The sequence below is a fragment of the Blastomonas fulva genome (genome assembly GCF_003431825.1).
Lineage (GTDB): Bacteria > Pseudomonadota > Alphaproteobacteria > Sphingomonadales > Sphingomonadaceae > Blastomonas > Blastomonas fulva.
Genome location: NZ_CP020083.1, coordinates 2,690,026 through 2,711,801 on the forward strand (window position 1 = coordinate 2,690,026; position 21,776 = coordinate 2,711,801).

General features: G+C 62.5%; 23 protein-coding genes. 10 read left to right on the plus strand and 13 right to left on the minus strand.

The window, feature by feature from the left end; genetic code table 11:
• Positions 1-53 precede the first annotated feature (53 nt).
• A complete protein-coding gene (locus B5J99_RS12790; protein ID WP_211337823.1) occupies positions 54-323 on the plus strand; it encodes a hypothetical protein in 270 nt (89 codons plus the stop codon).
• A 6-nt stretch (positions 324-329) separates the two neighbouring features.
• Positions 330-644, plus strand: coding sequence for an HPF/RaiA family ribosome-associated protein (locus B5J99_RS12795; RefSeq protein WP_117352588.1), 315 nt, complete (start codon positions 330-332; stop codon positions 642-644).
• Positions 645-877: 233 nt separating this feature from the next.
• On the opposite strand, the gene B5J99_RS12800 is transcribed toward B5J99_RS12795, so the two are convergent.
• The 4 genes from B5J99_RS12800 to B5J99_RS12815 are packed head-to-tail and all read right to left on the minus strand — an operon-like array spanning position 878 to position 5,416.
• A complete protein-coding gene (locus tag B5J99_RS12800; protein WP_211337824.1) occupies positions 878-2,971 on the minus strand; it encodes a hypothetical protein in 2,094 nt (697 codons plus the stop codon).
• Positions 2,968-3,936, minus strand: a complete 969-nt coding sequence (locus B5J99_RS12805) for an acyl-CoA dehydrogenase family protein (protein ID WP_117352589.1) — start codon at positions 3,934-3,936, stop codon at positions 2,968-2,970. Before B5J99_RS12805 ends, B5J99_RS12800 begins: the two co-directional genes overlap by 4 nt.
• The gene (locus tag B5J99_RS12810; protein ID WP_117352590.1) at positions 3,933-5,105 is read right to left on the minus strand and encodes an acyl-CoA dehydrogenase family protein; all 1,173 of its coding nucleotides are present in this window, start codon (positions 5,103-5,105) and stop codon (positions 3,933-3,935) included. Before B5J99_RS12810 ends, B5J99_RS12805 begins: the two co-directional genes overlap by 4 nt.
• A complete protein-coding gene (locus tag B5J99_RS12815) occupies positions 5,102-5,416 on the minus strand; it encodes a Rieske (2Fe-2S) protein (RefSeq protein ID WP_117353499.1) in 315 nt (104 codons plus the stop codon). The genes B5J99_RS12810 and B5J99_RS12815 overlap by 4 nt, the downstream gene beginning before the upstream one ends.
• 130 nt (positions 5,417-5,546) lie before the next feature.
• Between B5J99_RS12815 and B5J99_RS12820 the strand changes: the two genes are divergently transcribed.
• Positions 5,547-6,692, plus strand: a complete 1,146-nt coding sequence (locus B5J99_RS12820; protein WP_117352591.1) for an acyl-CoA dehydrogenase family protein — start codon at positions 5,547-5,549, stop codon at positions 6,690-6,692.
• 31 nt (positions 6,693-6,723) lie between these two features.
• A complete protein-coding gene (locus B5J99_RS12825) occupies positions 6,724-7,635 on the plus strand; it encodes an acyl-CoA dehydrogenase family protein (protein ID WP_117352592.1) in 912 nt (303 codons plus the stop codon).
• A gap of 10 nt (positions 7,636-7,645) precedes the next feature.
• Here the strand turns inward: B5J99_RS12825 and B5J99_RS12830 are convergent, their stop codons facing one another.
• The 3 genes from B5J99_RS12830 to B5J99_RS12840 are packed head-to-tail and all read right to left on the minus strand — an operon-like array spanning position 7,646 to position 10,822.
• Positions 7,646-8,416 carry a sterol desaturase family protein gene (locus tag B5J99_RS12830; RefSeq protein ID WP_245991615.1) on the minus strand — a complete coding sequence of 257 codons (771 nt, stop codon included), beginning with the start codon at positions 8,414-8,416 and terminating at the stop codon, positions 7,646-7,648.
• Entirely contained in the window at positions 8,409-9,659 is a 1,251-nt protein-coding gene (locus B5J99_RS12835; protein ID WP_245991616.1) for an MFS transporter, read from the minus strand. Before B5J99_RS12835 ends, B5J99_RS12830 begins: the two co-directional genes overlap by 8 nt.
• Positions 9,656-10,822 (minus strand): CaiB/BaiF CoA transferase family protein, encoded by a 1,167-nt coding sequence (locus tag B5J99_RS12840; RefSeq protein ID WP_069049798.1) that lies wholly within the window; start codon positions 10,820-10,822, stop codon positions 9,656-9,658. The genes B5J99_RS12835 and B5J99_RS12840 overlap by 4 nt, the downstream gene beginning before the upstream one ends.
• A 176-nt stretch (positions 10,823-10,998) precedes the next feature.
• Here B5J99_RS12840 and B5J99_RS12845 point away from each other — a divergent pair, with 176 nt between their 5' ends.
• The 4 genes from B5J99_RS12845 to B5J99_RS12860 all read left to right on the plus strand — a co-directional run bounded on the left by B5J99_RS12845 (position 10,999) and on the right by B5J99_RS12860 (position 15,102).
• Entirely contained in the window at positions 10,999-12,153 is a 1,155-nt protein-coding gene (locus B5J99_RS12845; RefSeq protein ID WP_245991617.1) for an acyl-CoA dehydrogenase family protein, read from the plus strand.
• A gap of 88 nt (positions 12,154-12,241) precedes the next feature.
• Complete coding sequence (locus B5J99_RS12850; protein WP_425456405.1) at positions 12,242-13,063, plus strand: HpcH/HpaI aldolase/citrate lyase family protein; 822 nt, start codon at positions 12,242-12,244, stop codon at positions 13,061-13,063.
• Positions 13,064-13,125: 62 nt separating this feature from the next.
• Positions 13,126-14,331: an acetyl-CoA hydrolase/transferase family protein gene (locus tag B5J99_RS12855; RefSeq protein WP_117353501.1), complete on the plus strand. Its 1,206-nt coding sequence runs from the start codon at positions 13,126-13,128 to the stop codon at positions 14,329-14,331.
• A gap of 3 nt (positions 14,332-14,334) precedes the next feature.
• Positions 14,335-15,102 carry an enoyl-CoA hydratase/isomerase family protein gene (locus tag B5J99_RS12860; RefSeq protein ID WP_069049801.1) on the plus strand — a complete coding sequence of 256 codons (768 nt, stop codon included), beginning with the start codon at positions 14,335-14,337 and terminating at the stop codon, positions 15,100-15,102.
• On the opposite strand, the gene B5J99_RS12865 is transcribed toward B5J99_RS12860, so the two are convergent.
• The 4 genes from B5J99_RS12865 to B5J99_RS12880 are packed head-to-tail and all read right to left on the minus strand — an operon-like array spanning position 15,099 to position 17,949.
• Positions 15,099-15,656 (minus strand): nuclear transport factor 2 family protein, encoded by a 558-nt coding sequence (locus B5J99_RS12865; RefSeq protein WP_117352596.1) that lies wholly within the window; start codon positions 15,654-15,656, stop codon positions 15,099-15,101. The genes B5J99_RS12860 and B5J99_RS12865 overlap by 4 nt on opposite strands.
• Positions 15,653-16,576, minus strand: coding sequence for an SDR family NAD(P)-dependent oxidoreductase (locus B5J99_RS12870; RefSeq protein WP_117352597.1), 924 nt, complete (start codon positions 16,574-16,576; stop codon positions 15,653-15,655). The genes B5J99_RS12865 and B5J99_RS12870 overlap by 4 nt, the downstream gene beginning before the upstream one ends.
• Before the next feature lie 13 nt (positions 16,577-16,589).
• The gene (locus B5J99_RS12875; RefSeq protein WP_117352598.1) at positions 16,590-17,459 is read right to left on the minus strand and encodes an SDR family NAD(P)-dependent oxidoreductase; all 870 of its coding nucleotides are present in this window, start codon (positions 17,457-17,459) and stop codon (positions 16,590-16,592) included.
• Positions 17,452-17,949 carry a nuclear transport factor 2 family protein gene (locus B5J99_RS12880; protein ID WP_117352599.1) on the minus strand — a complete coding sequence of 166 codons (498 nt, stop codon included), beginning with the start codon at positions 17,947-17,949 and terminating at the stop codon, positions 17,452-17,454. The genes B5J99_RS12875 and B5J99_RS12880 overlap by 8 nt, the downstream gene beginning before the upstream one ends.
• A gap of 171 nt (positions 17,950-18,120) precedes the next feature.
• Between B5J99_RS12880 and B5J99_RS12885 the strand changes: the two genes are divergently transcribed.
• Together B5J99_RS12885 and B5J99_RS12890 are read left to right on the plus strand one after the other, a co-directional pair.
• Entirely contained in the window at positions 18,121-19,482 is a 1,362-nt protein-coding gene (locus tag B5J99_RS12885; protein WP_069049806.1) for an aromatic ring-hydroxylating oxygenase subunit alpha, read from the plus strand.
• A gap of 1 nt (position 19,483) precedes the next feature.
• Positions 19,484-20,056, plus strand: a complete 573-nt coding sequence (locus tag B5J99_RS12890; RefSeq protein WP_117352600.1) for a nuclear transport factor 2 family protein — start codon at positions 19,484-19,486, stop codon at positions 20,054-20,056.
• On the opposite strand, the gene B5J99_RS12895 is transcribed toward B5J99_RS12890, so the two are convergent.
• Both B5J99_RS12895 and B5J99_RS12900 read right to left on the minus strand, forming a co-directional pair.
• Positions 20,057-20,932, minus strand: coding sequence for an SDR family NAD(P)-dependent oxidoreductase (locus B5J99_RS12895; protein ID WP_211337825.1), 876 nt, complete (start codon positions 20,930-20,932; stop codon positions 20,057-20,059). It abuts the gene before it with no gap.
• Positions 20,925-21,776, minus strand: coding sequence for a TauD/TfdA dioxygenase family protein (locus tag B5J99_RS12900; RefSeq protein ID WP_117352601.1), 852 nt, complete (start codon positions 21,774-21,776; stop codon positions 20,925-20,927). The genes B5J99_RS12895 and B5J99_RS12900 overlap by 8 nt, the downstream gene beginning before the upstream one ends.

The following is a 21,776-nucleotide window of genomic DNA, read 5'->3' on the forward strand; positions in this document are numbered from 1 at the left end:
CACCGCGCCGGAACGCCACGGTCCATAGCCTAACCGCTTGGTTGACAGAGGTTTTGCAGGAACTTCTGCGGCTTGCCGCGCGTAAATGCGGCATGAGCAAGAAAACCGAAAAAGCCCCGCCGGGCCAGTCCGAATTGTCGGAAAAGGCCCTCGACCTCAAGCAGCAAGCCGATTCCGCGGAAAACGCCGAATATCTGCAGCACCAGACCGACACCGCTGGAGAGGGGCGCATCGCCGAACTCGGCGCCCACAACCCGCCGATGGGCGCGCTGGACGCCGAAGGGCATCGCCCCGTTCTCGAGCGTTCCAGGAAGGTAAGGTGAGCCCAGATGCTGATTCAGTTCAATACCGACAACCGTATCACCGGTGACGAGGACCTGGCCGCGCAGGCGGAGGAGATCGTGACATCGCGGCTCAACCGGTTCGCCAGCAGGCTCAGCCGGGTCGAAATCCACCTTGCCGATGTCAACGGCCCGCGCGGCGGTAGCGATGATATCGTGTGCACCCTGGAAGCGCGCCCTGAGGGCGGCAAACCGGTGACAGTGAAGGGCAATGCAGGGCAGACTGAAACTGCGGTGCGTGATGCATCGGACAAGATGCAGGCGCTGCTCGAAACCCATTTCGGCAAGCTCAGGACCCACTGAGGGCTCTTGGGCGGTCTGAAGTTGGACAAGATCAAAAGATGATGGCGATGAAGGGTGCTGTCCCGGCAAGGGCAGCGCCCTTTTTGCTGGATCAAGCTACCGCGATTTCCGGCTCTATATCGATGCTGGAATAAATGGTCGGGGAGAGAGGATTCGAAGGTCCTCGACCGATGCCTTGGACACCTAGGCTATCCAATCGCCAGACCAGCGAACCTGGCGATGTGAAAAAGCTTTCAAGGCGACACGATCACGCGCGCGCGGCTCAGATTGGGAATGCGAGCGTACGTGGAAGACGCATTACCATCTCGCTCGGATTCAACCTTCAATGTCACGAAAAAGGTGCCCGGCGTATCATAATGCCATTGCTTCCTAATCTGCATCTTTGCGCTGGGCGTGTCTGTCAAATTAGCTGAAACAAAGCGGCCCGTGCCTTCAAATTCCCACGAAGCGTCTACGATTTTGCCGGCGCCTGGCGGAACCTCTATCTCTGCGACCAGTTCGAATGGCTCGCCGGTTTTGACATAAGCCTTGTCTGCACCTCCGATACGGAGCGTCACGATCGGTTGAATACCTTTGCGATCGCTGGCGTTCCCGGCCAAGATTACCTGCCCGTCATCGACGCGGTACCCGCTGTTGGCGGGTGGCGGAACGCCGCGCTCGACCCACGCGGCCACATCACGCAGAGCCTGCTGCAGCAGTGGCGTGTAATTGATGACTCTGGTTGGTGCACCTTCCCACTCGCTGGCACCATGCAGGGCATTCTCGGCGAACCACAACCGGTACCTGTTGCCTGCATCCGCACCGTAAATCTGTTCGAATCGCTGGCGGTACCAGTCCGATTGCCAGGCGAACGCCTCCCGGTCCAGCGTCGCGCCAACCACGATGATTTTGCCATTGAACTTGCCGGTCGGAACCGTGCCGGCTGCCCCCATCGCAAACAGGGGGCCAAGATTGACCGGTCGCTGGGGATAGACCGGCTGGCCGTCTGGACGCCGAAACTGATCCCAGACAGGGTATTCCGGACCAGGCACTTGGTGCCGGTGGTAGGTCTGCGCGGCAAGAAAATTGCTGTTGTCGATCCGCACTGCATCGCCCGGCTTCAGCCTTGCCAATGTCTTGCTGTCGACGACGCCCAGGGTCACGATATTGCCTTTGATAGCGCGCAGCGCCAGCCGCTGGCCCGCGGCTTCGCCGGACAGAATCACGAGATCGCCGCCCAGGAAGTCGACGCCCGGCGGCGTGTCGCGCAAGGCAATGGCAACAGGGCGCGCAGATCCGTCCTTCACTGCCGATTGCCATGCCAGTTCCGCCGTTCCCCGCGACGTCCCGGGAATGCGGACATCGGGAACGCCGCGCGCGACGGCTGCTTCTTCCCCCAGCGGTTGCTCCACCGTGGTATCGAACTGCAGACGCGCATTCTTGAAGGCTTCGGGCCGATCGAATCCCAGATACCCCGGCTTGGTCCAGAAATCGCTGAAATAGCCTGGGTCCGCCATCACCATGCCTTGATACAGCGCAGTAAACGCATGCACTCCCATGGTCTTGTGGCCGAACCAGCTTTTGAGCGGAAATCCCATTCTCGTGACCTCGCGCAGTGCACCCGCTTCCTCTGCGTTCAGCCCCGCATAGGGATCACCGCTACCGCCCACGTCCATGGCATCGGCGATCTGCGCCAGCCGGTCTTCCAGGATACGCATCGCGTGCATGCGCACTGCAAAGACATTCGGCGCGGCCATTGGAGTTCCCAGCACGAATGGGACGGCACCGTCCCATACCCCGACTGTGTTTTCCATGCTGCCGAGGGTCCGGTATCCGCCGCCACTGCCGCCATAAAGATAGCCATAGGTGCGATGCGGGCCATACATCTGCGCTGCAAGGGTGCGAGAGAATATCGCGGCGGCCGCGTTGGCGCGGAACGCCCCGATGGTAGGGTCAGGTCTGAATGCGGGGCCGGCGATCGTACTGGTGCCGCCGCCGTTAGTCTCGATGAAATAGGCGCCCGAACTGATCGAGAAGCCGATCTTGTCGTCGCCCGGTGCCTGGGCCAGGTTTTCGTTGTCCGGCACCGGCGTGACATATTGGAAAAACCGGTTCTGGTATTGTGCCTTGTCCGGAAAATAGAAGGAAAACCGCATGTCGGTTCCCTTGAAGCCGCCATGGACATAACGGTGCCGGACAGGCGCAGCGCGCCATTCGTCGACGTCGACATAAGGTTCGGCGAACATCGGGTCTTGTGCCGGGGCAGACGCAGGGTCCTGCTGCTGCTGCCCGCATAAAGGGGACGCCGTCATGGAGACTGCCACCGCAACCAGAAGCCCGTTCTTCATCCTGTCGTCTCCATCACTGCACGGCCTGCAATCTCTTCCCAGTGGAAGGCGTCGCCACCCAGTGCGCAGTTCAGCATCGCGCGCTTGAAAAACAGGTGGCAGGGGTGCTCCTGCGTCAGCCCGATGCCACCGTGCAGCTGGATGCAATCCTCGGCAATCAGCCGGAACGCTTCGGTGCAGTGCGTCTTCAGGCTACCCATCAGCGCCAGCGATGGCCTTCCAGCCGCGCGATCCCATAGCAGGGCTTCGGCGGCGCTGTGGGCAATCTTGAGGTCGGCAACGCGGTGCTTCAGCGCCTGGAACATCGCCAGTGGCCGGTCGAACTGGCGGCGTGTCTTGAGATAGTCGACCGTCATCGCCAGCGCCGCTTCCGCCCCGCCCAGCGAATCCGCAGACAAGGCCAGCAGCATCTGCAGGAGCAGCGAAGTCCGAAGTTGCTCTGCGGCTTGCCCATGCGCGATGACCACACCATCGCTGGCGGATGGCGGCCGCACATCGAACAGCCGCCGCGTCTCGTCCCATGTTGGCTGGGCAGCGATCGTGCATCGGTCGAGCGGGACAACGCGGATTGCACCCTGCCGGGTCACCAGGACATGGCTGGCGACATCCGCATCGGGGACCGCCTCGATCACATCGTCCTCGGTCGGCAGCGCCAGCGATGCGGTCATCTTCCCGCCTGCCATCGCACGGTCCAGCAGGTCTGACTGTCCTGTCGCGGCCAGCGCCTCGACCAGCATCATCTGGGCGATCACCGGTCCCGGCACCAGTGCCCGGCCCAGCTCGTAATGGATAATGGCGTGCGCCTCGCTGCCCAGGCCGAGCCCGCCCTGCGCCTCGGGCACGGTCATCATGAACCAGCCCATTTCGCTGAGCTTCGCCCAGTTGCCTGCTGCATCGCCTGTCGCGCTGGATGCCCCAAACGCCTTGCGCGCGCTGTCGCGCAGTTCGGTGCGGTCCATGCTCATGCCACCCAACTCTTGGGTTCGCGCGGCATTTCCAACATGCGCTCGGCGATGATGTTGCGTTGAACCTCTTCGCTGCCTCCTGCGATGGTCCAGGCATAGCTGTTCATGAAATCGGCCATCCAGTTGCCGGTGTTGAGATCGCCGAACGTGATCGGCTTGCGATATTGTTCCAAAAGCCCGCCGACACGCACGCCCAGGTCGGCCCATGCGCGCAGGGTGCGCGAATAGCTGTTCTTCACGATCGAGGCATCGCCGACCTGTTCGGCACCGGTGATCCGGTTGTGCAGGAACCGGTCGGCAAGCGCGCAGGTCGCATCGACCTGCGCCGACAGCCGGCCGAGTTCGCGCAGGACCCCCGCGTCGCCCGCCTTGCCGGATTTGCGGATAAGATCAGTGAGCAGGCCCATGCTGCCGCGCATGCGATATCCCAGTTCCATCAGCGTCAGGCCCCGTTCGGATGACAAGGTTGCCTGCGCGACCGCCCAGCCTGCGCCTTCCTCGCCAACCCGTTCTGCGAGCGGCACCTCGACATTGTCGAGGAAGATTTCGGCAAACTCCTCATCGCCCTGAATCTGGTGGATGGGCCGCACGGTGACACCCGGCGCCTTCATGTCCATCAGCAGATAGGTCAGCCCGGCCTGCTTTGCGCCTTCGGACGAGGTGCGCACCAGCAGCAGGCATTTGTCCGCATATTGCGCCATGGTCGACCACAGCTTCTGCCCGTTGACAACATATACGTCACCGCGCCGCTCCCCGCGGGTCTTGATCGCGGCAAGGTCCGATCCTGCCCCCGGTTCGGAGAAACCCTGGCACCAGGTCTCCCCCTCGAGAATGGCGGGAAGATAGCGTGCACGCTGAGCATCGTTGCCGCACTCCTGAAGGGTTGCAAACACATGATAGGTCGAGACGAAAGATAGAAGCAGCCGCGGGGCGTCCGCGCGGGCCAGTTCCTCATAGATCACTTTCTGCTCGGCCAGGCTGCGGCCACCGCCTTGCCAACCTGCAGGCCAGTGCGGGATGGCATAGCCTGCTGCCACCAGCTTGCCGAACCATTGCCGCTGGCCGGTCACGAAGGCCTCATGCGTGGCGGCCTCACGCCAGTCTTTCGGCGCATTGCCTGCCAGCCAGGTGCGCACGTTCTCCCGCAACGTCTCCAGCGCCGCGCTCATGCCGCCACCTCGATCATGTCGCCGATCACGCGCACCGCAAATGTGCGGATCGGAAGCGTGGCAGGCTTGCTCAAGGCTTCGCCAGTGGCAAGATCGAAGCGTGCCCCATGCGCGGGGCAGGCGATGCGCCCCCATTTTACCTTGCCGCACGCCAGGGGCTCTTCAAGGTGCGAGCAGCGGCTTGCAATGGCGTATATCGCCCCTTCATCCCTGCACAGCAGCACGTCGGTGCCCTGCAGGGTGACGAGCCTGGTCTCGCCTTCGCCCAGGTCTGCCAGCGGCAGGGCGGCGCAGAATGTCGTATTTGCCATACCGGTTGGCATAATCCACGCGGCTTCGGTCGCAAAGCCAGCCCCCTGCGACATCGCCCCGGCAATCTCTACGCCGGCACGGGGTTGCAAGCCTTGCTGGTGTGGCGATCTGCACGCTACCCCATGCGGCATGAATTTCGAATGGACCCCGGAAGAAGACGCTTTTCGCAAGCGCCTGCAGGCATTCCTCGCAACAACGCTTCCCGAGGATTGGGAGCGGTTCTCGCAACACGGTCCCGCATCGCCTGTTCTGACCCGGTATGCCGAGACGTTCTGCGGAAAACTGGCGCAGGAGCGGTTGCTGACTCCGCATTGGCCCAAGGAGATCGGCGGCGAAGGGCTTGATCCCTGGCACCAGACGATCCTGGCCGAAGAAATGTGGGTCGCCGGCGAACCGCGCGGTGGCCAGTACATGAACATCAACTGGATCGGCCCCACGCTGATCAAGTACGGCAGCAAGGCGCAGCAGGAGCGTTACCTGCCGCCCATCGCCGAAGGGCGTGCGCTGTGGTGCCAGGGCTTTTCAGAGCCTGGTTCGGGTTCCGACCTTGCCTCGCTTCGCACCCGCGCGGTGCTGGAGGGTGAGCATTACCGTGTTACCGGGCAGAAGATTTGGACCAGCTATGCAGGGCTCGCCGACACGTGCTTTCTGCTGTGCCGGACATCGGAAGACCGCAAGCGGGGGATTTCCATCCTGCTGGTTCCTATGGACACGCCGGGCATCACCGTGCGGCAGATCCCTTCGCTAATCGGCGAGGGCGACATCCACGAGGTGTTCTTCGACGACATGCTGGTGCCTGCCGACTCGCTGTTCGGTGCCGAGGGACAGGCGTGGGAGATCATTGCATACAGCCTGGTCAACGAACGCCTGGGCATTCCGCGCTACAGCCTCGCGCGTGCCGCGCTGGATCGGGCAGTTAGCGTGCTGGTGCAGAACGGTGGCTGGAGCAGCGATGCCGTGAAGATCGAGGCGGCGCATTGTGCTGCCCTGTGCGAAGCGGCGCGCACGTCAAGCTATGCCATCGTCACGACCCGCGCACGCGGTCAGCAGGTCGGCCCGGAAAGTTCGGTGGCACGCTTTGCCACGGTGATGGCCGAGCGTCGCGTTGCGGAATTTGTTGTGGAATATCTGCCCGAGGCGCTTGCCGATGCGCACCCTTATCTCAAGATGCACCACCAGCGCGGCATCGTTGCCGGCATTGCCGCCGGAGCTGCAGAAATCCAGCTTAACATCATCGCCAACGATGTGCTGAAGCTGCCCCGGGAACCAAGATGACCCGAACCCCGATGACAGGCGAGACGCGCTGATGGATCTTTCACTCAACGCCGATCAGGTGGCCATTCTCGATTCGCTGGAATCGCTGACGCGGCCCTATGCCGGCGTGTCCCTGCACGAAACCGGCTTCTCCTTGACCGATGGCGCACTTGACCGCGAGCTCCAGCAGGGCGGGTTTCTGGATGTCGCCTCAGACCCTGATCTGGGTATGGTGACGGCTGCAATCGTTGTCGAACGACTGGCACGATTGCCGCAGGCCACAAGGGCGGCGCTTGCGTCGATCATCGCCCCGATCCTCAAGCTGAATACACAGACGCCTTTTTGCATCGTCGCTGGTGACCAATTGCAGCGCCCCTTGCGGTTCTTGGGCGCAGGAGCCACGGTGGTTGTTGTCACGGACACCGTCAGCAGCTTCACCGCAACAGCATCGCAAGTCCGCGCTGAACCTGATGCGCTATATGGCTACCCCGTCGGCACATTGGTGGAAATGCCTTCTGACCGGGAAGAGCATGATGTCGGCAGCGACGTATTCATGACCCACTGGCGTATCGCGCTGGCTGCGGAATCCGCAGGGCTTCTCGCTGCCGCGCTGGACAGCGTTTGCGCCTATACGGCGCAGCGGCACCAGTTCGGACGGCCATTGGCCAGCTTCCAGGGGATGAGGCACCGTCTGGCAGAGGCGAAGGTGCGGACCAACGGCGTCTATTGGCTTGCGATAAGAGCGGGTGCTACCCTTAATCCGGCAGATGCTGCGCTGGCCGCGTTCCACGCGCAGGAGTCGGCGCGCCAGGTGGTGTATGATCTGCACCAGTTCATGGGGGGCATGGGGATGACGCTCGAACATCCACTGCATTTGTGGACCTACAGGCTCAAGCTGCTGGCCAGCGAAATGGGCGGACGCGGCAACAATGCGCTGGCGGCCGCCCGCTCCATTTGGGGCTGAGAGTCTACCTTTATTCCGCAGTGGCCGTTCTGTCAGGCGTGCCGGGTCGGTCCTTGATCTTCACGAAATCCGCCTCGAACTTGGGACGCATGGTGCCGCACAGCCGGTCCCATACGGTGGTATAGCCGCCGAAATTGGCGGTGAAGTATTTGTGGTGCTGGTCGTGGAAGGTTGCGGTGATGAACCACTTTGTTGCCCAGCTCTTGTTCCACCAGCGCGGGAAAAGTTCATAGCCTGAATGGACATACAGCCCCATGATGATGTTGGTCGGGCCGATCAGCAGCATCGTTTCGGCATGCACTGTCAGCAGCGCGGTAAACAACGGCACGAATCCGCCGTTGATCAGCGATTCCAGCGGGTTGACCGACAGCGTCGTCAGCAAGTTGGGCGATGTGGACTTGTGGTGCAGCTTGTGGATCCAGCTGTAGAACGGCTCCTTGTGCATGCCCCGGTGCAGCCAGTAGAACCATGTGTCGAACAGGATAAAATACGCAGCGTATTCCAGCGCGATCACCCACCATTCCACCGGGCCACTTTTGAAGCTGATCCAGCCATTGGCGGTCAGCCACTGCGTCGATCCACCGATCAGCAGTGTGGAGACAACAAGATTGATCGTCCCGAACATCGCCTCGTTCCGGAAAACCGACCATTTGAAGCCCCTTGGCTGGATCTTGCGGGCCTTGAAGAATCCGGTGAAGATCCCGGCCAGCAGCCCGGTGACGACGAACAGGGCAAGCCATATCTGCAGGGCCTTCTCGCCCGTTATCATCGTCTCAAACACTGGTATCCTCCTCTATATCTGCTGGCTTGGGCAGGCTGAAAAGCGCGGCGCTGCTGAGCAGCAGGAGCGCGATCGCCAGCCAGAAAAAGCGGTCATATCGGCCCGTCGCGTCGAAAATGAGCGAGGCGGCCAGAGGGCCGATGGCAGTTCCGATCGACAGCGCGGCAAGAAGCCCGCCATATAGCGCGCCAAAGCTGTTCAGCCCGAAGAACCGGGTGGTGAGATAGACGATGACATCCACCTCCGCGCCCAGTGTCAGCCCCAACATGATCGCGACCAGCGCGGGGGCAGGAGCGTAATCCTCCCCAAACAGCAGCATCAGGACCGCGATAATGGGGAGCAGGAACACGATTGCGCCGACATGCGAAGCGCGGAAGCGGTCGATGAGATATCCGGTCACCAGCCTGCCGACCACCGACGAAAGACCGATCAGCGATGCCAGCCACGCTGCTCTGGTCGGCTCTATCCCCCATCCAGCAAGGATCGGCATGAACTGGTAGTTCAGGGCAACGATGGTGAAGGTGAAAAAGAGGCTGGCCAACAACAATCGGACATAGACCGGTGACCGCAGGCCATCGCGGAAGCCGACGCCGCTCGCCGCAGGTGGACGTGGCAAAGGTGATGCCTTGGCCGTGCGACCGGCATCGCGCGCGCCTCTGAAGAAGAGGAATACGACCGGCAGCACGACCGCCATCCAGATCAATCCATGCCAGACGAATGCGGTCCTCCAGCCATAGTCGCCGATCAGACGGGTCGCGAGCGGCGGGAACACGAATTGCGCGACCGATGCGCCGCACAAAGTGATGGCAAATGCCGTCCCGCGTGACGCGGTGAACCGCGTGGCGACCGCGCTGGTCCACACCGTCGCCTGGACGGGAAGGGCAACCAGCGTCATGATCCCCCACATCAGATACCAGTTCGTCAGGCTGCCGGAGGATGTGCTGAACAGCGCAAAGCCCAGGCACACCAGAACCACACCGGCAAGCCCCAGCCTGCGCGAGCCGAACCGGTCGACCAGCATACCCACCGGGACGGCCAGCAGTGCCTGCACCAATATCGCAAAGGTGAACGCCCCGGTGAACTGCCCGCGCGTCCAGCCAAACTCCTTGGTGACCGGAAGGATATAGGGATAGATGCCATAGATGTGGATAACGCTGACCGAATAGCCGAACATCGCCGCCACCGGCAGCATGAAATGGCGGCGCCATTCGGTTGTTGCGCCGGGCAAGACGGCCTGGTTCACGACGCGCCCCGGGCCATACCGATTTCCGCGAGGACTTCGTCAGTATGCGCGCCTGCCAGCGGCGTCTGGCCGGCGACCTTTCCGGGTGTTCTGGAAAACCAGGTCGGAACGCCCGGATAGCGGACCGGCCCCTGGTCGGTCTCGATCGTCTCGAAGAAGTCGATGGCATTGAGGTGCGGATTGTCCATCAACTCATCGGTGGTGCGCAATGGCGCGGCCGGAATGTTGAGCGCGTTCAGCAGCTCAAGCCATTCCGCCGTCGTGCGCTGCAGAAACGTCTCACCCAGCAGGCTGTAGACCGTGTCGATCTGCTTTGCGCGCTGCTGCAGAGTTGCCATATCGGGCGTTGCCCAGGCAGGCTTCACCGCTTCGGTAAACAGCTTCCAGTGCTTGTCGTTGTAAATGAGCGCTGCAACATAACCGTCGGCCGTCCTGTAGGGCTTGCGGTTGCGTGATGCGGCGCGGTGATAATGCGCGGGGCCTAGCGGCGGCGTGAACATCGCGCCGTTGGCATGTTCGACCAGCATGAAGCTGGCCATCGTCTCGAACATGCCGATCTCCACTTCCTGCCCCTCGCCGGTGCGTTCCCGGTGGAACAGTGCAAGGATGGTTGCATAGAGTGCGGTCAGCCCGGCGACCTTGTCGGCCATGATGGTGGCCACGAAGCCAGGCTCTCCGGTCATCAGCTGCTGGACATGCGGAATGCCGCATTCGGCCTGGATAGTGTCGTCATAAGCCGGCTTGTCGGCATCCGGTCCACGGCGGCTGTACCCGTAGCAATTTGTGTAGACGATGTCGGGTCTGATGGCCGCGACGGACGCATAATCGAAGCCGAGCCGGCCAATGGCCTTGGCGCGCATCGAGTGGATGAAGACGTCTGCCCCGGCGATAAGCCGGGTCAGCGCCTCCTTGCCTTCGTCGCTTTTCATGTCGAGCACGACGCTGCGCTTGCCGCGATTGACGTTGACGAACACGCCCGACATTCCTGGCACCGGGCCTTGCGAGATGTTGCGGGTGTCATCGCCCTGCGGCGGTTCGATCTTGATGACGTCGGCGCCCATGTCCGCCATGATTTGCGTGGCATAGGGGCCAAAGACCATGCTGGTCAGATCGATGATGCGGATACCATCCAATGGTCCGCCATGCTTGGGTCTAACCGACATTCATGCCTCCATGTGCGGGGCAAGCGCTAACCGATCAATCCGGGCAAACCAACGCCGTTGCAGCTTCGCCCCGCCGATATCGTCATGGCGGAGTGTTGAGGTGGCACCGGGCGGCTGCTAGCCCGCTGACGGCTGCATTTTTGGGCGCCGGTCGGAGCATCACCTTGGACTTTTCATTGACAGACGATCAACAGACCATCCGCGACGCGGTGCTTGCCCTGTGCGCGCAGTTCTCTGATGACTACTGGTTGGAACGCGACAATGACGGGGAGTTTCCGGTCGAATTTCATCAGGCAATGGCTCAGGCCGGATGGCTCGGCATCGCGATGCCCGAAGGCTGTGGCGGATCGGGGCTGGGCATTACCGAAGCGGCGATCATGATGCAGGCGGTAGCGGAATCGGGTGGCGGCATGACCGCAGCATCGTCCATCCATGGCCCGGTGTTCAGCATGGAGCCTATCATCGCATTCGGGACGCAGGAACAGCAGCAGCGGATGATCCCGCCAATCCTGTCCGGTGCGCAGAAGATGTGCTTTGCGGTGACCGAACCGAACGTCGGACTGGACACCACCAAGCTGAAGACCCGGGCCGAACCGGGTGATGGCGGCTATCGTGTCAACGGCGAGAAGATCTGGATCACCAACGCGCATGTCGCCGACAAGATGATGCTGCTTGCGCGCACCACGCCGCTCGATCAGGTCAAACGCAAGACCGAGGGCCTGTCACTGTTTTACACGTCAATAGACCGCAGCAAGATCGAGCACCGGCTGATCCCGAAGATGGGGCGGCATGCAGTTGGGTCTAACATGCTGTTCATTAACGATCTTTTCATCCCGGAAGAGGACCGGATCGGCAACGAGGGCGATGGCTTTAAGATCATCCTGCAGGGCCTGAACCCTGAGCGCATCCTGCTGGGGGCAGAGGCGGTGGGGCTTGGCCGGGTGGCGATCAAGCGCGCGGCGCAATATGCCCGCGAACGCATTGTCTTCGACCGGCCCATCGGCATGAACCAGGGCATCCAGCATCCGCTTGCCAAGTGCTGGGCACAGCTGGAGGCTGCCAACCTGATGGTGCTCAAGGGCGCAACGATGTTCGACAAGGGCGAAGATTGCGGGGTCGAGGCCAACGCGGGCAAGTATCTGGCAGCAGAGGCAGGCTTCGAGGCATGCCACACAGCGATGCTGTCGATGGGCGGCATGGGCTATGCAAAGGAATATCATGTCGAGCGATACCTTCGCGAAGTGCTGATCCCGCGTACGGCTCCCGTCAGCCCGCACATGATCCTGAACTTCCTGGCCGAGAAGGTTCTCGAACTGCCGAAATCTTATTGAAAGGTCAGGGAGAAAGATGACCATGCCGACGCCACCAGCCCTCAAGATGCGCTCTTGGCTATTCGCACCGGGCGACAGCGCAAAGAAGATGGCCAAGGCCGCAGCCAGCAACGCCGACATTGCGCTATTCGATCTTGAGGATGCCGTCGCGACAGGCAACAAGCCGCTGGCGCGCCGGATGGTCCACGATTTCCTCGAAGCCAACGCTGGGGACCGCGCGCGTTTGTGGGTGCGGATCAACCCCTTCGACGGCCCGTACACACTGGCTGATCTGGCCGCCGTCATGCCCGCGCATCCCGGTGGCATCATGCTGCCCAAGGTCTATGGCCGCGCCGATGTCGACAGACTGCATCATTGCCTGTCAGCGCTTGAGGTGGCCAACGGCATCAAAGAAGGATCCACCCCGGTCATCGTGCTGATCACCGAGACGGCAGAGGCGATGTTCCATACCGGCAGCTACAAAGGGGCTCCAAGGGTCGTGGCGCTGACCTGGGGCGCGGAGGATCTGGCCGACTCGATCGGCGCGAGCAGCAATCGCAATCCCGATGGCAGCTATGGCTTTACCTATGAACTGGCGCGCAGTCTGACCGTGCTGGGCGCAGCGACCGCCGGCGTTGCGGCAATTGAGACGATTTCGGCGGATTTCAGTGATCTTGATGCCTTGCGTCTGCGTGCTGAGAAGGTGCGCCGTGATGGCTTTCGCGGGATGCTCGCGATTCATCCGGCGCAAGTCGATGTCATCAATGACGCATTCACGCCGAGCGCGGAGGAAATTGCGCAAGCCCGCGAGATCGTCGCGATCTTCGATGCCAACCCCGGGGTCGGGGCGATCGGCTACAAGGGCGGGATGCTCGACAGGCCGTATCTGTCGCGCGCGCAGCAATTGCTGGCGCAGGTGGCAGACGCGTGACGATCAGCATCAGCGCTGCGGAGCTCGAACTTGCCCGGTTCGTCCAGCCGGGGGATGCCATCATGCTGGGCCAGGCGTGCGGCGAGCCGACCACGCTGATCGAGGCGCTGATCGCGCAGGGGCAGGGCATTGGCGGTCTTGACGCCTTCATTGCTACAAGCTTTTCGGGCATTTTCACGCCTTCGACGGCAGATGCCTTCCGCCTGTCCAGCATGGGGGCGATCGGCGCGTTGCGATCCATGAGCAAGGCGCATCGGCTCGGCGTTATCCCCTGCCATGTGGGGCAGGTCGCGCCGCTGATAGAGAGGGGGATCATCGGCTGCGATGTCGCGATGGTGCAGGTCAGCCCCGCCGACGCACAGGGTAACCATAGCTTCGGTCTGATCAGCGACTACGTCCAAGCCGCGGTGGCGAAGGCGCGTGTCGTTATCGCAGAGGTCAACGCGCAGGTGCCGTACACGCTGGGCGAGACGCTGCCGGCATCGCGGATCGATGTAGCGGTGCATGTCGATCGCCCGCCGGTCGAGGTGATGCCCGCCGCGATTTCTGCGACCGACGAGGCTATTGCCCGCCATTGTGCCGAGTTCATCGGGGATGGCGCAGTCATCCAGACCGGTGTCGGCGCGGTGCCCGATGCGATCCTGCGGCTGCTGCATGACCGCAAGGATCTGGGCGTGCATTCGGGCATGCTGGGCGATGGCCTGGTCGATCTGGCCGATGCAGGCGTTCTGACCAACGCGCGCAAGGAAATCGATCGCGGCGTATCGATCAACGGCGCGCTGATCGGCACCCGGCGGCTTTACGATTTTGCGCATCGCAATCCATCCGTGCGCATGACGCGGACGGCCTACACGCATGACAGCACAGTGCTGGCACAGCTGTCACGGCTGGTGACGGTCAATTCCGCGATGGAGGTCGATCTGACCGGGCAGGTCAATGCCGAGCAGTCGGGCGACATGTATCTCGGCGGCACGGGCGGGCAGCTCGATTTCGTGCGGGCTGGGGTGCGCTCGCCCGGCGGGCATTCGATCATCGCCTTGCCCGCGACTGCCAGGGGGGGGACGATCAGCAAGATCGTTGCGGCACTGTCCGGGCCGGTGACAACCGCGCGCAGCGAGGTGGACATCATCGTGACCGAATTCGGCGCGGCGCAATTGCGTGGCCAGCCGCTCGCGGAGCGGGCACGCCGGATGGTGGCAATCGCGCATCCGGATTTTCGCGAGGCGCTGGCGCGCGCTGCGCATGGCATCGAGCAGCGGGGATTCTAGGCTATGTCTGATGCGGTTCTCTACACGGTCGATGGCGATGGCATCGGGGTCATCACCATCAACCGGCCCGAACAGCGCAACTGCCTGTCCCGGGAGGTCCGTGAGGGGCTGCGCGCGGCATGGCAACAGTTCGAAGAAGATGATGCAGCCAAGATCGCCATCCTGACGGGGACCGGGCAAAAGGCTTTCTGCGCGGGTGGTGATCTGAAGGAAATGGTGGAAACCGGAATGAAGGTTCCCCCACGCGACATGTTTCCAGTGCCGTATGAGACGATCACGCTCTCTAAGCCGACAATCGCGGCGGTCAACGGCGTGGCATTTGCGGGCGGCTGGATGATCGCGCAGGGGTGCGACCTGTGCGTCGCCTCGACCACCGCACGCTTCGCGATTACCGAGGTGAAGGTGGGCAGGGGGTCGCCCTGGGCGGCGCCGCTCATCCACATGATCCCGCAGCGGATCTTCATGGAGATCGTGCTCACCGGCAAGCCGATCACCGCCCAGCGCGCGTACGAGATCGGTCTGGTGAACCGCCTTGCGGAACCCGATGCGCTGATCGACGCCGCACTCGACTTGGCGCGTGAGGTAATCGAAGGCGCGCCGCTTTCTGTGGCAGCAGCCCGGGCGAGCGTGATGCTGGCGACGGAAATGGGCCGCTCAGCCGCGCTCGATGCGGCGTGGGCGGCGCATGAGGAGGCGTACAACAGCAAGGACGCGCAGGAAGGACCACGCGCCTTTGCCGAGAAGCGCAAACCAGTGTGGAAAGGGCGCTAAGGCTTGCTCGGCGCGCGATGGTTGACCAGCGGGCGCTGGTAGGACGGATCGCTGCTGTCCCGCGCTGACCGGCCGTTGGCGGAAATATCCGGCACATCGCCAAAGGGTGGCGGCAGCGACGGCTGAATGCAGCTCCATTCGATGACGTTGGTGCGCAGCGCGATCCGCCAGCTGCCATCGCGTCTTTCCAACCGGTCGATATAGCGGCCGCCTGCCAGCATCACCGTTTCGCCGCCGCCCTCTTCCCAGGGGTGGTTGCGTCCGATGAACTGGTAATAGCATTCGCTGTGCGCGGTATCCCCGGCGATATCGATATAGTGGTTGAGCAGGACATGGTGTGTCAGCACCTGACCTGCCTCGTGCAGTGGCTTGGCCCATTCCCAGCAGCCAGCGACATCGCCGACATAAGGCCCGGCGGCAATCACCGCATCGGTGTGGAAGGCTGACAGGAACAGCGCGCGGTCGAACCGGTCCATGCCCCGGCAGAACCGGAACAGGCAGTCATGGATCTCCTGCCGGTCGACCAGCATAAGCAGTCGGGCGTCATCGGTCATGCCTTTGTCCGTTCGGCATGGGCCCATTTGAAGGTTTCGCCCAGATGATCGGCCATGCCTGAGGGATAGGGCGGGAAGACCCATTGGTCCGCACTTTTGCGGATCGCATCGAGATTGCCAGCGACGGCCTCGGGCGACCAGTCGGACTGCCACACCCCCTTGCTCTCGACCGTCCAGGCGCGCGCCATCCGTCCTCCGCCCGCGACATAATGCTCGCCCGATACGCTGCAGCTTTCGTGCGCCAGCCAGGCCACCATCGGGGCAACAAGCTCTGGCTCAAGCGGAGGATATGCGGTGGTATCCAGGCCATCTGCCATGCGGGTTACGGCGGCTGGCGCAATTGTGTTCGACAGGATGCCGTGGTCGCCGCCTTCCAGCGCGATGACATTGTTGAGCCCCATCAGGCCGGCCTTCGACATGCCGTAATTGACGGTGGTCTTGCTGCCATAGAGCCCGCTGCAGGACGTCGTCAGCACGACCCGGCCATAATTGGCCGTGATCATGTGTGGCATTGCGGCCTTGGCAAGATAGAAGCCACCCTTGAAATGCACGTCGGTCACCGCATCGAAATCCTCGATGCTGAGTTCGGCGATGGTGCCGTAGCGGACATTGCCCGCATTGTGGATGAGGATGTCGATGCGGCCCCAGGTGTCGATCGCGCACTGGATGATCGCGGCGGCTCCGGCGGCCGATGCCACCGATTCAGCGCAGGCGACCGCCTCGCCACCTGACGAGAGGATTTCGCCAACAACCTCATCTGCCGGGTTGGAGATGATATCATCGCCCCGCGATGCGCTGCCATTGTCGTTAACCACGACCTTGCAGCCCCGAGCAGCGAGCAGCAGGGCATAGGAGCGCCCCAGCCCGCGACCCGCGCCGGTAATCACGGCCACGCGGCCATCGAAACGCAGGGTATCCATGGGTTCGTTCTCCTTATGCGATTGGCTGCCAGATAGGCGATCCACGCGTGGCACGTGCAGATGGGATCATTGCGCCATCGACGTCGGCTATGCCGTAGTCCTGGGCCAGTTCCGCGGTAATGAACTCGCCACCCGATCGCGACATGATGGCAGGATCCAGCGCCAGCGCGGCGATCACGCGGCCAGGATGTTCGGTCGAGCTGCCCTGCTGGCTGGTGATCGATGCGGTCATCTTGTCCGCCATTCGGGCGAAATTGTCCTTCGCCTTTTCGGTCATCGTCAGGCCCTGCCACAGCGTCAGCGCCGCAACGCTGTGCGGCTTCAGTTCGACCGCCATGTCGCGTGACATGCGTCCTACCGCAGTCTTCGATGTTCCGAAAATGACGCCGTAGGTGTAGGTGGTCGCCGCATAGCCCGAGATCGCAACGATCAACCCCGATTTCTGCGGAACCATGATTTGCGCGGCATGCCAGGCAGCGATGAAGTTGGACCGGACCCCGACATCCCACATTTCCAGGTTGGACAACGGCTTCTCCCAGAAGCTGCCCGGTTCGATCAGATCGTCGGAGAGCAGGAAGGCATTGTTGACCAGGATGTCGAGGCGGCCATGATCGCGCCGCAGCTGCGCAAACAGGGCTTCGACCTGCGCGTCATCGGCATGGTCGCAGGCAACGGCAACGCCTTTGCCGCCCGCTGCATCGCAATCGTCGGCGGTCTGTCCGACAGTGCCGGGAAGGTAGTAATCGCCCTCGGTCACGCTGCGGCCGGTCACGTAGACCGTGGCTCCCTGCCGCGCGAGGGCGATGGCGATACCCTTGCCGATTCCGCGGCTGGCCCCGGTGACGAGCGCAACCTTGCCTGCGAGCGCGTGCGCGTCAGGCATTGGCCGGACGGACATAGGTGGCCTCGTCGGGCGCTGGGCCATCTGGAAAGGCCCCGTAATTGGGGGTGTCGGCAAAATGACCGGTCAAGTCGGGGGGCCCGCGATATTTCATGCTCCAGTGGCGCCTTGCAAAACGCCAGAGGCCGTCTTCCTCGACATAATCGTCATGATACCAGCCGATGGTCATCGCGGTGCTGCCGTCCCGCATCCGGGCAAACTCGGTCATGTTGAGCCGCCCTTTCGCCGTGCCCTTGCCGATCTCCAGAATCGGAAGTCCGGTTATGATGTGGATGTGCGTGCACCGGCCCAGCATGCTGCGGCAGGCCTCGGCGATCTTTTCGCGTCCGACGATATTCATTCCTGCGATCTTCCACAGTCCGTCGGCTGCAAAGCATGCGGAAAACTCCAGCGCATCCTGCCTCCACACCGCATCGGCAAAGCGAGCGTGCAACTGCCGGATGCCGACGTCTGCGGCAATCGGGTCGGTCATCGAACAGGGCTCCTTGCGTTCATCGTCGCCCCGTATTGCCACGGAGCGCGCGCGGCGCACATGGCCGCAGGCGCATTAGCGCCACAGCGATGCTGACCCGGCATAATCCGCTTGAGTGCGCAGTGCGCTTGCCTGCACATGGCCGGGAGCGAATGCATGGAGAAGCCAGCAATGAATGATGCCACCAGAACCGTCGCATCGGTCGAGCAACTGGAAGCACCGGTCATCATCGGCACCGAGGCATACCTTTCGCCAGACTATGCGCGGGCAGAGCGCGACCGCTTGTGGCGCAAGGCATGGCTGCAGGCTGGCCGGATCGAGGACATTGCGGAAACCGGCGATTTCGTGACCTTCGACATCCACGACGACTCCATCATAATCGTACGGGAGGATGCACAGACCATCCGGGCGTTTCATAATGTGTGCGTGCATCGCGGGCGCAAGCTGGTCGATACGCCGCCCGGACAACGCAACGCGCGCGGCAACCGCCGCAGCTTCATCTGCGGATTTCACGGCTGGTCGTACGGGCTGGACGGCAACTGCACGTACATTCCGCACAAGGAAGACTGGCAAGGCTCCCTGACCGATGATCGCACCCGGCTCTCTGGCGTCAAATGCGAGACATGGGGTGGGTGGCTTTGGATCAACATGGACCCCGAAAGCGTGTCTCTGGACGCGTGGCTGGGCGTCGTGCCAGAGATGCTCGATCCCTATCAACTGCACAACATGCGTGCGCGCTGGCGCAAGTGGATCGTCTTCGACTGCAACTGGAAAGTGGCGATGGAAGCGTTCAACGAGACCTATCATGTCGCCACCACCCATCCGGAGTTCAACGCCTTCGGGCAGTTCCGCGGCTGGGCGCGCATCCAGGGGCTGCACACGCATATCGGCTATGAAGCCCCCAAGGGGCTCGAAGAGGACGCCGGCAAAATGCGCACCGGCACCGGTGCCGATCCGCGCAGGTCAACGGCGGAAATGCAGATGTTCACCTGGGAAAACGCCAACACCAACACCACGATGACATTGGTGAACGCGGCCAAGCGTCTGATCGATGAACTGCCCGAGGATACGCCTGCCAGCGAAGTGTCGCGCCATTGGATATCCACCGCGCGCGCCGACGATGAAAGGCGCGGGGTGGTCTGGCCCACCGTCGATCCGATGCATACCGCGAAGGCAGGAACAGCCTGGCAGATCTTCCCCAATTTCCAGATCGGCCACGCGGTCAACAACATGCTGTGCTACATGGCGCGGCCCTGGGGCAACGATCCCGACAGGTGCATTTTCGAGGCCGCCGTCTACGAACTCTACCCTGAAGGAGAGGCACCCGAGACGCGATGGGAATACACTGAGCCTGACAACTGGCCGCCGGTGTTGCAACAGGATTTCGCCAACATGGCTGCGGTGCAGCAGGGCATGAAGAGCGCAGGCTTCAAGGGCACGCAGCCCAACCCCTATATGGAACGGTCGACGGCCAGCCTGCACATGAATCTGGCGAAGTTCATGGGCGCTGGAGCGCCCGTGGCGCGCGACTGACATGGAGCAGGAAGAGATCGGCCAACTGCGAGCCACAGTCCGCAAGATGCAGGACCGGCAGGACATCCTTGATTGCATCGTCCGTGAGGCGAGGGGCCGCGACCGTCACGATAGTGCGCTGACTGCCAGCTGCTACTGGCCCGATGGATGGGATGAGCATGGCCCTTCGATTACCGGAGCATCTGAATATCCCGAGCGCGCTAATGCCGGGCACGCCGCGTTCTTCAGCGCAACCAGCCACAGCCTGACCAACCACAGCTGCGAGCTTGATGGGGATGATGCGGTCTGTGAGACCTATGTTCTGGGTGCTATGCTCTCAAAGGACGGTTCACGCTGCATCCTCTCGCCTGGCCGCTACATCGATCACATGCAGCGCCGGGAGGGCGAGTGGCGTATCAAGGCACGCAGGACGATCGTCGACATGGCGCTGGAAGGCAGCGCCGAATGGCTTGCCACGCCGGCGCTGAAGGGGTTTCTCAAAGGGACATGGGACGCTGCCGACGTTTCGTATGCGCGTCCGGTGGTCATAGGGGCCGATGGTGAGCGTTGGCAGGAGCAGATGCAGGACCGGTAATCATCTGATGACAAGCGGATATTGCGTGTGCGGCGCAACATTGTGCGTATCGCGGGCAGATGGCGGGAACCCGCCCCGCGCATCTCGGATGCCCCACCGCTTGCCGGCCTCTGCCCCGATCAGCGTCTGGCCGGACAGGTCTGACATCCGTGGATCGTTGAAGAGAGCCCAGATGACATCGCCCGTGTAACCTGGGTCTTCGAGGCCCTGGGACAGGTGTCCATAACGGGCGGGGTCAGCTGCGATCATTGCCAGCAGGCGTTCGGTCGCCAACGCCCCCATCCAGATCGAAACTGCTGCCACGCCGGTACCTTCAAGGTCAACTGCCATGTCGGCCGCCATCTTGTCCACGCCCGCCTTGTGCGCGCCATAGGCAGGGCCGAAACAATAATGCACGGCTCCGGGTGATGACGTGAACGCAATCAGGCCGCGCCGCTGTTTCACCATCAACTGCGCTGCAAACCAGCTGGCGACAAACCCACTGCGCACGCCGACGGTAATCATGTCACCTATGGCGAGCGGCTTTTCCCAGAAATGGCCGGGGGCATCGAGCTGATCATGGATGGCGCAGGCGTTGTTGACCAGAATGTCCAGCCGGCCATGGTCGTGGGCAATGCGATCAAACAGGGCAGCGACATCGGAATCGACATTATGGTCGCATCGCACGGCAATGCCGGTTCCGCCAGCTTCGGTTACCGCACTTGCGGTCTCGAAGATTGTCCCCGGCATTGCACTTTCGGCGGCATCCGTGGATCGTCCGGTGACATAGACCGTGCATCCCTGTCTGCCCAGCGCCGCCGCGATACCCTTGCCCGCGCCCCGGCTTGCGCCGGTGACCAACGCGATCGGGGCGACCGGGGCAGCATCGTCAGGCAAACGGTTCCTCGCCCTTGAGCTTGGTGCGGTGCATCATGCGGCCGCAGGTGAGGTCATAGGGTTCGGCCCGGTGCATTGTGCCGGTGTTGTCCCACATCACCAGATCGCCTTCATCCCATGCATGGCTGTAGCTGAACTGTTCCTGCGTCGCCCATTCGCGAAGGCCGTGGATGATCTCGGCGCTCTCGAAGTGGCTTTTGCCCAGCACCGTCAGCGTCGTGCAGCCGATGACCAGCGATTCCCGCCCCGAGCGGTGTTTCCACACCAGTGGCAACTCGTTCTCGCCAACGCTGCGCATGCCCTTCAGCTTGGCGAGGCTGGGTTCGGGGTCGTAATAGAATACTGTCGGCCACACCCCATGGATGGTGCGCAGGTCCTTGAGTTCGGCCTTGCGCTCTTCGGGCAGCGCATCCCAGGCTGCATAGGTGTTGCAGAACCCGGTGTTGCCCGTGCCCTTGGGCGCGGCGACCTTGCACGACAGCAGCGATGCGAGGATCGGCACGTCGTTCATCGTGCCGTCGATATGCCAGTACAGCGAGCCCTTGAGATATTCGGCTGCACCGGGGTTTTCCTTGATGTCGAGCGTGATCTTGCTGACATTCTCGCCGTCTCCCATCCGCTCGGGCGCAAATTCGCCGAGTGTCTTGGTGAAGGCGACCTGTTCCTCGTCGGTGAAGTTGACCTGCTTGAAGACCAGCACGCCGCGTTCCTCCAGCAACTCGCGGATCTCAGGGCCAAGCTCGCCTGACAGCAGTTCCGCCTTGCTGTTGAGAACGCGGCTGGCGATCACGGGGCGCAGCGCTTCGTGACGCAGTTGGGTGAGGGTTGTAGATGCGGTGGCCAT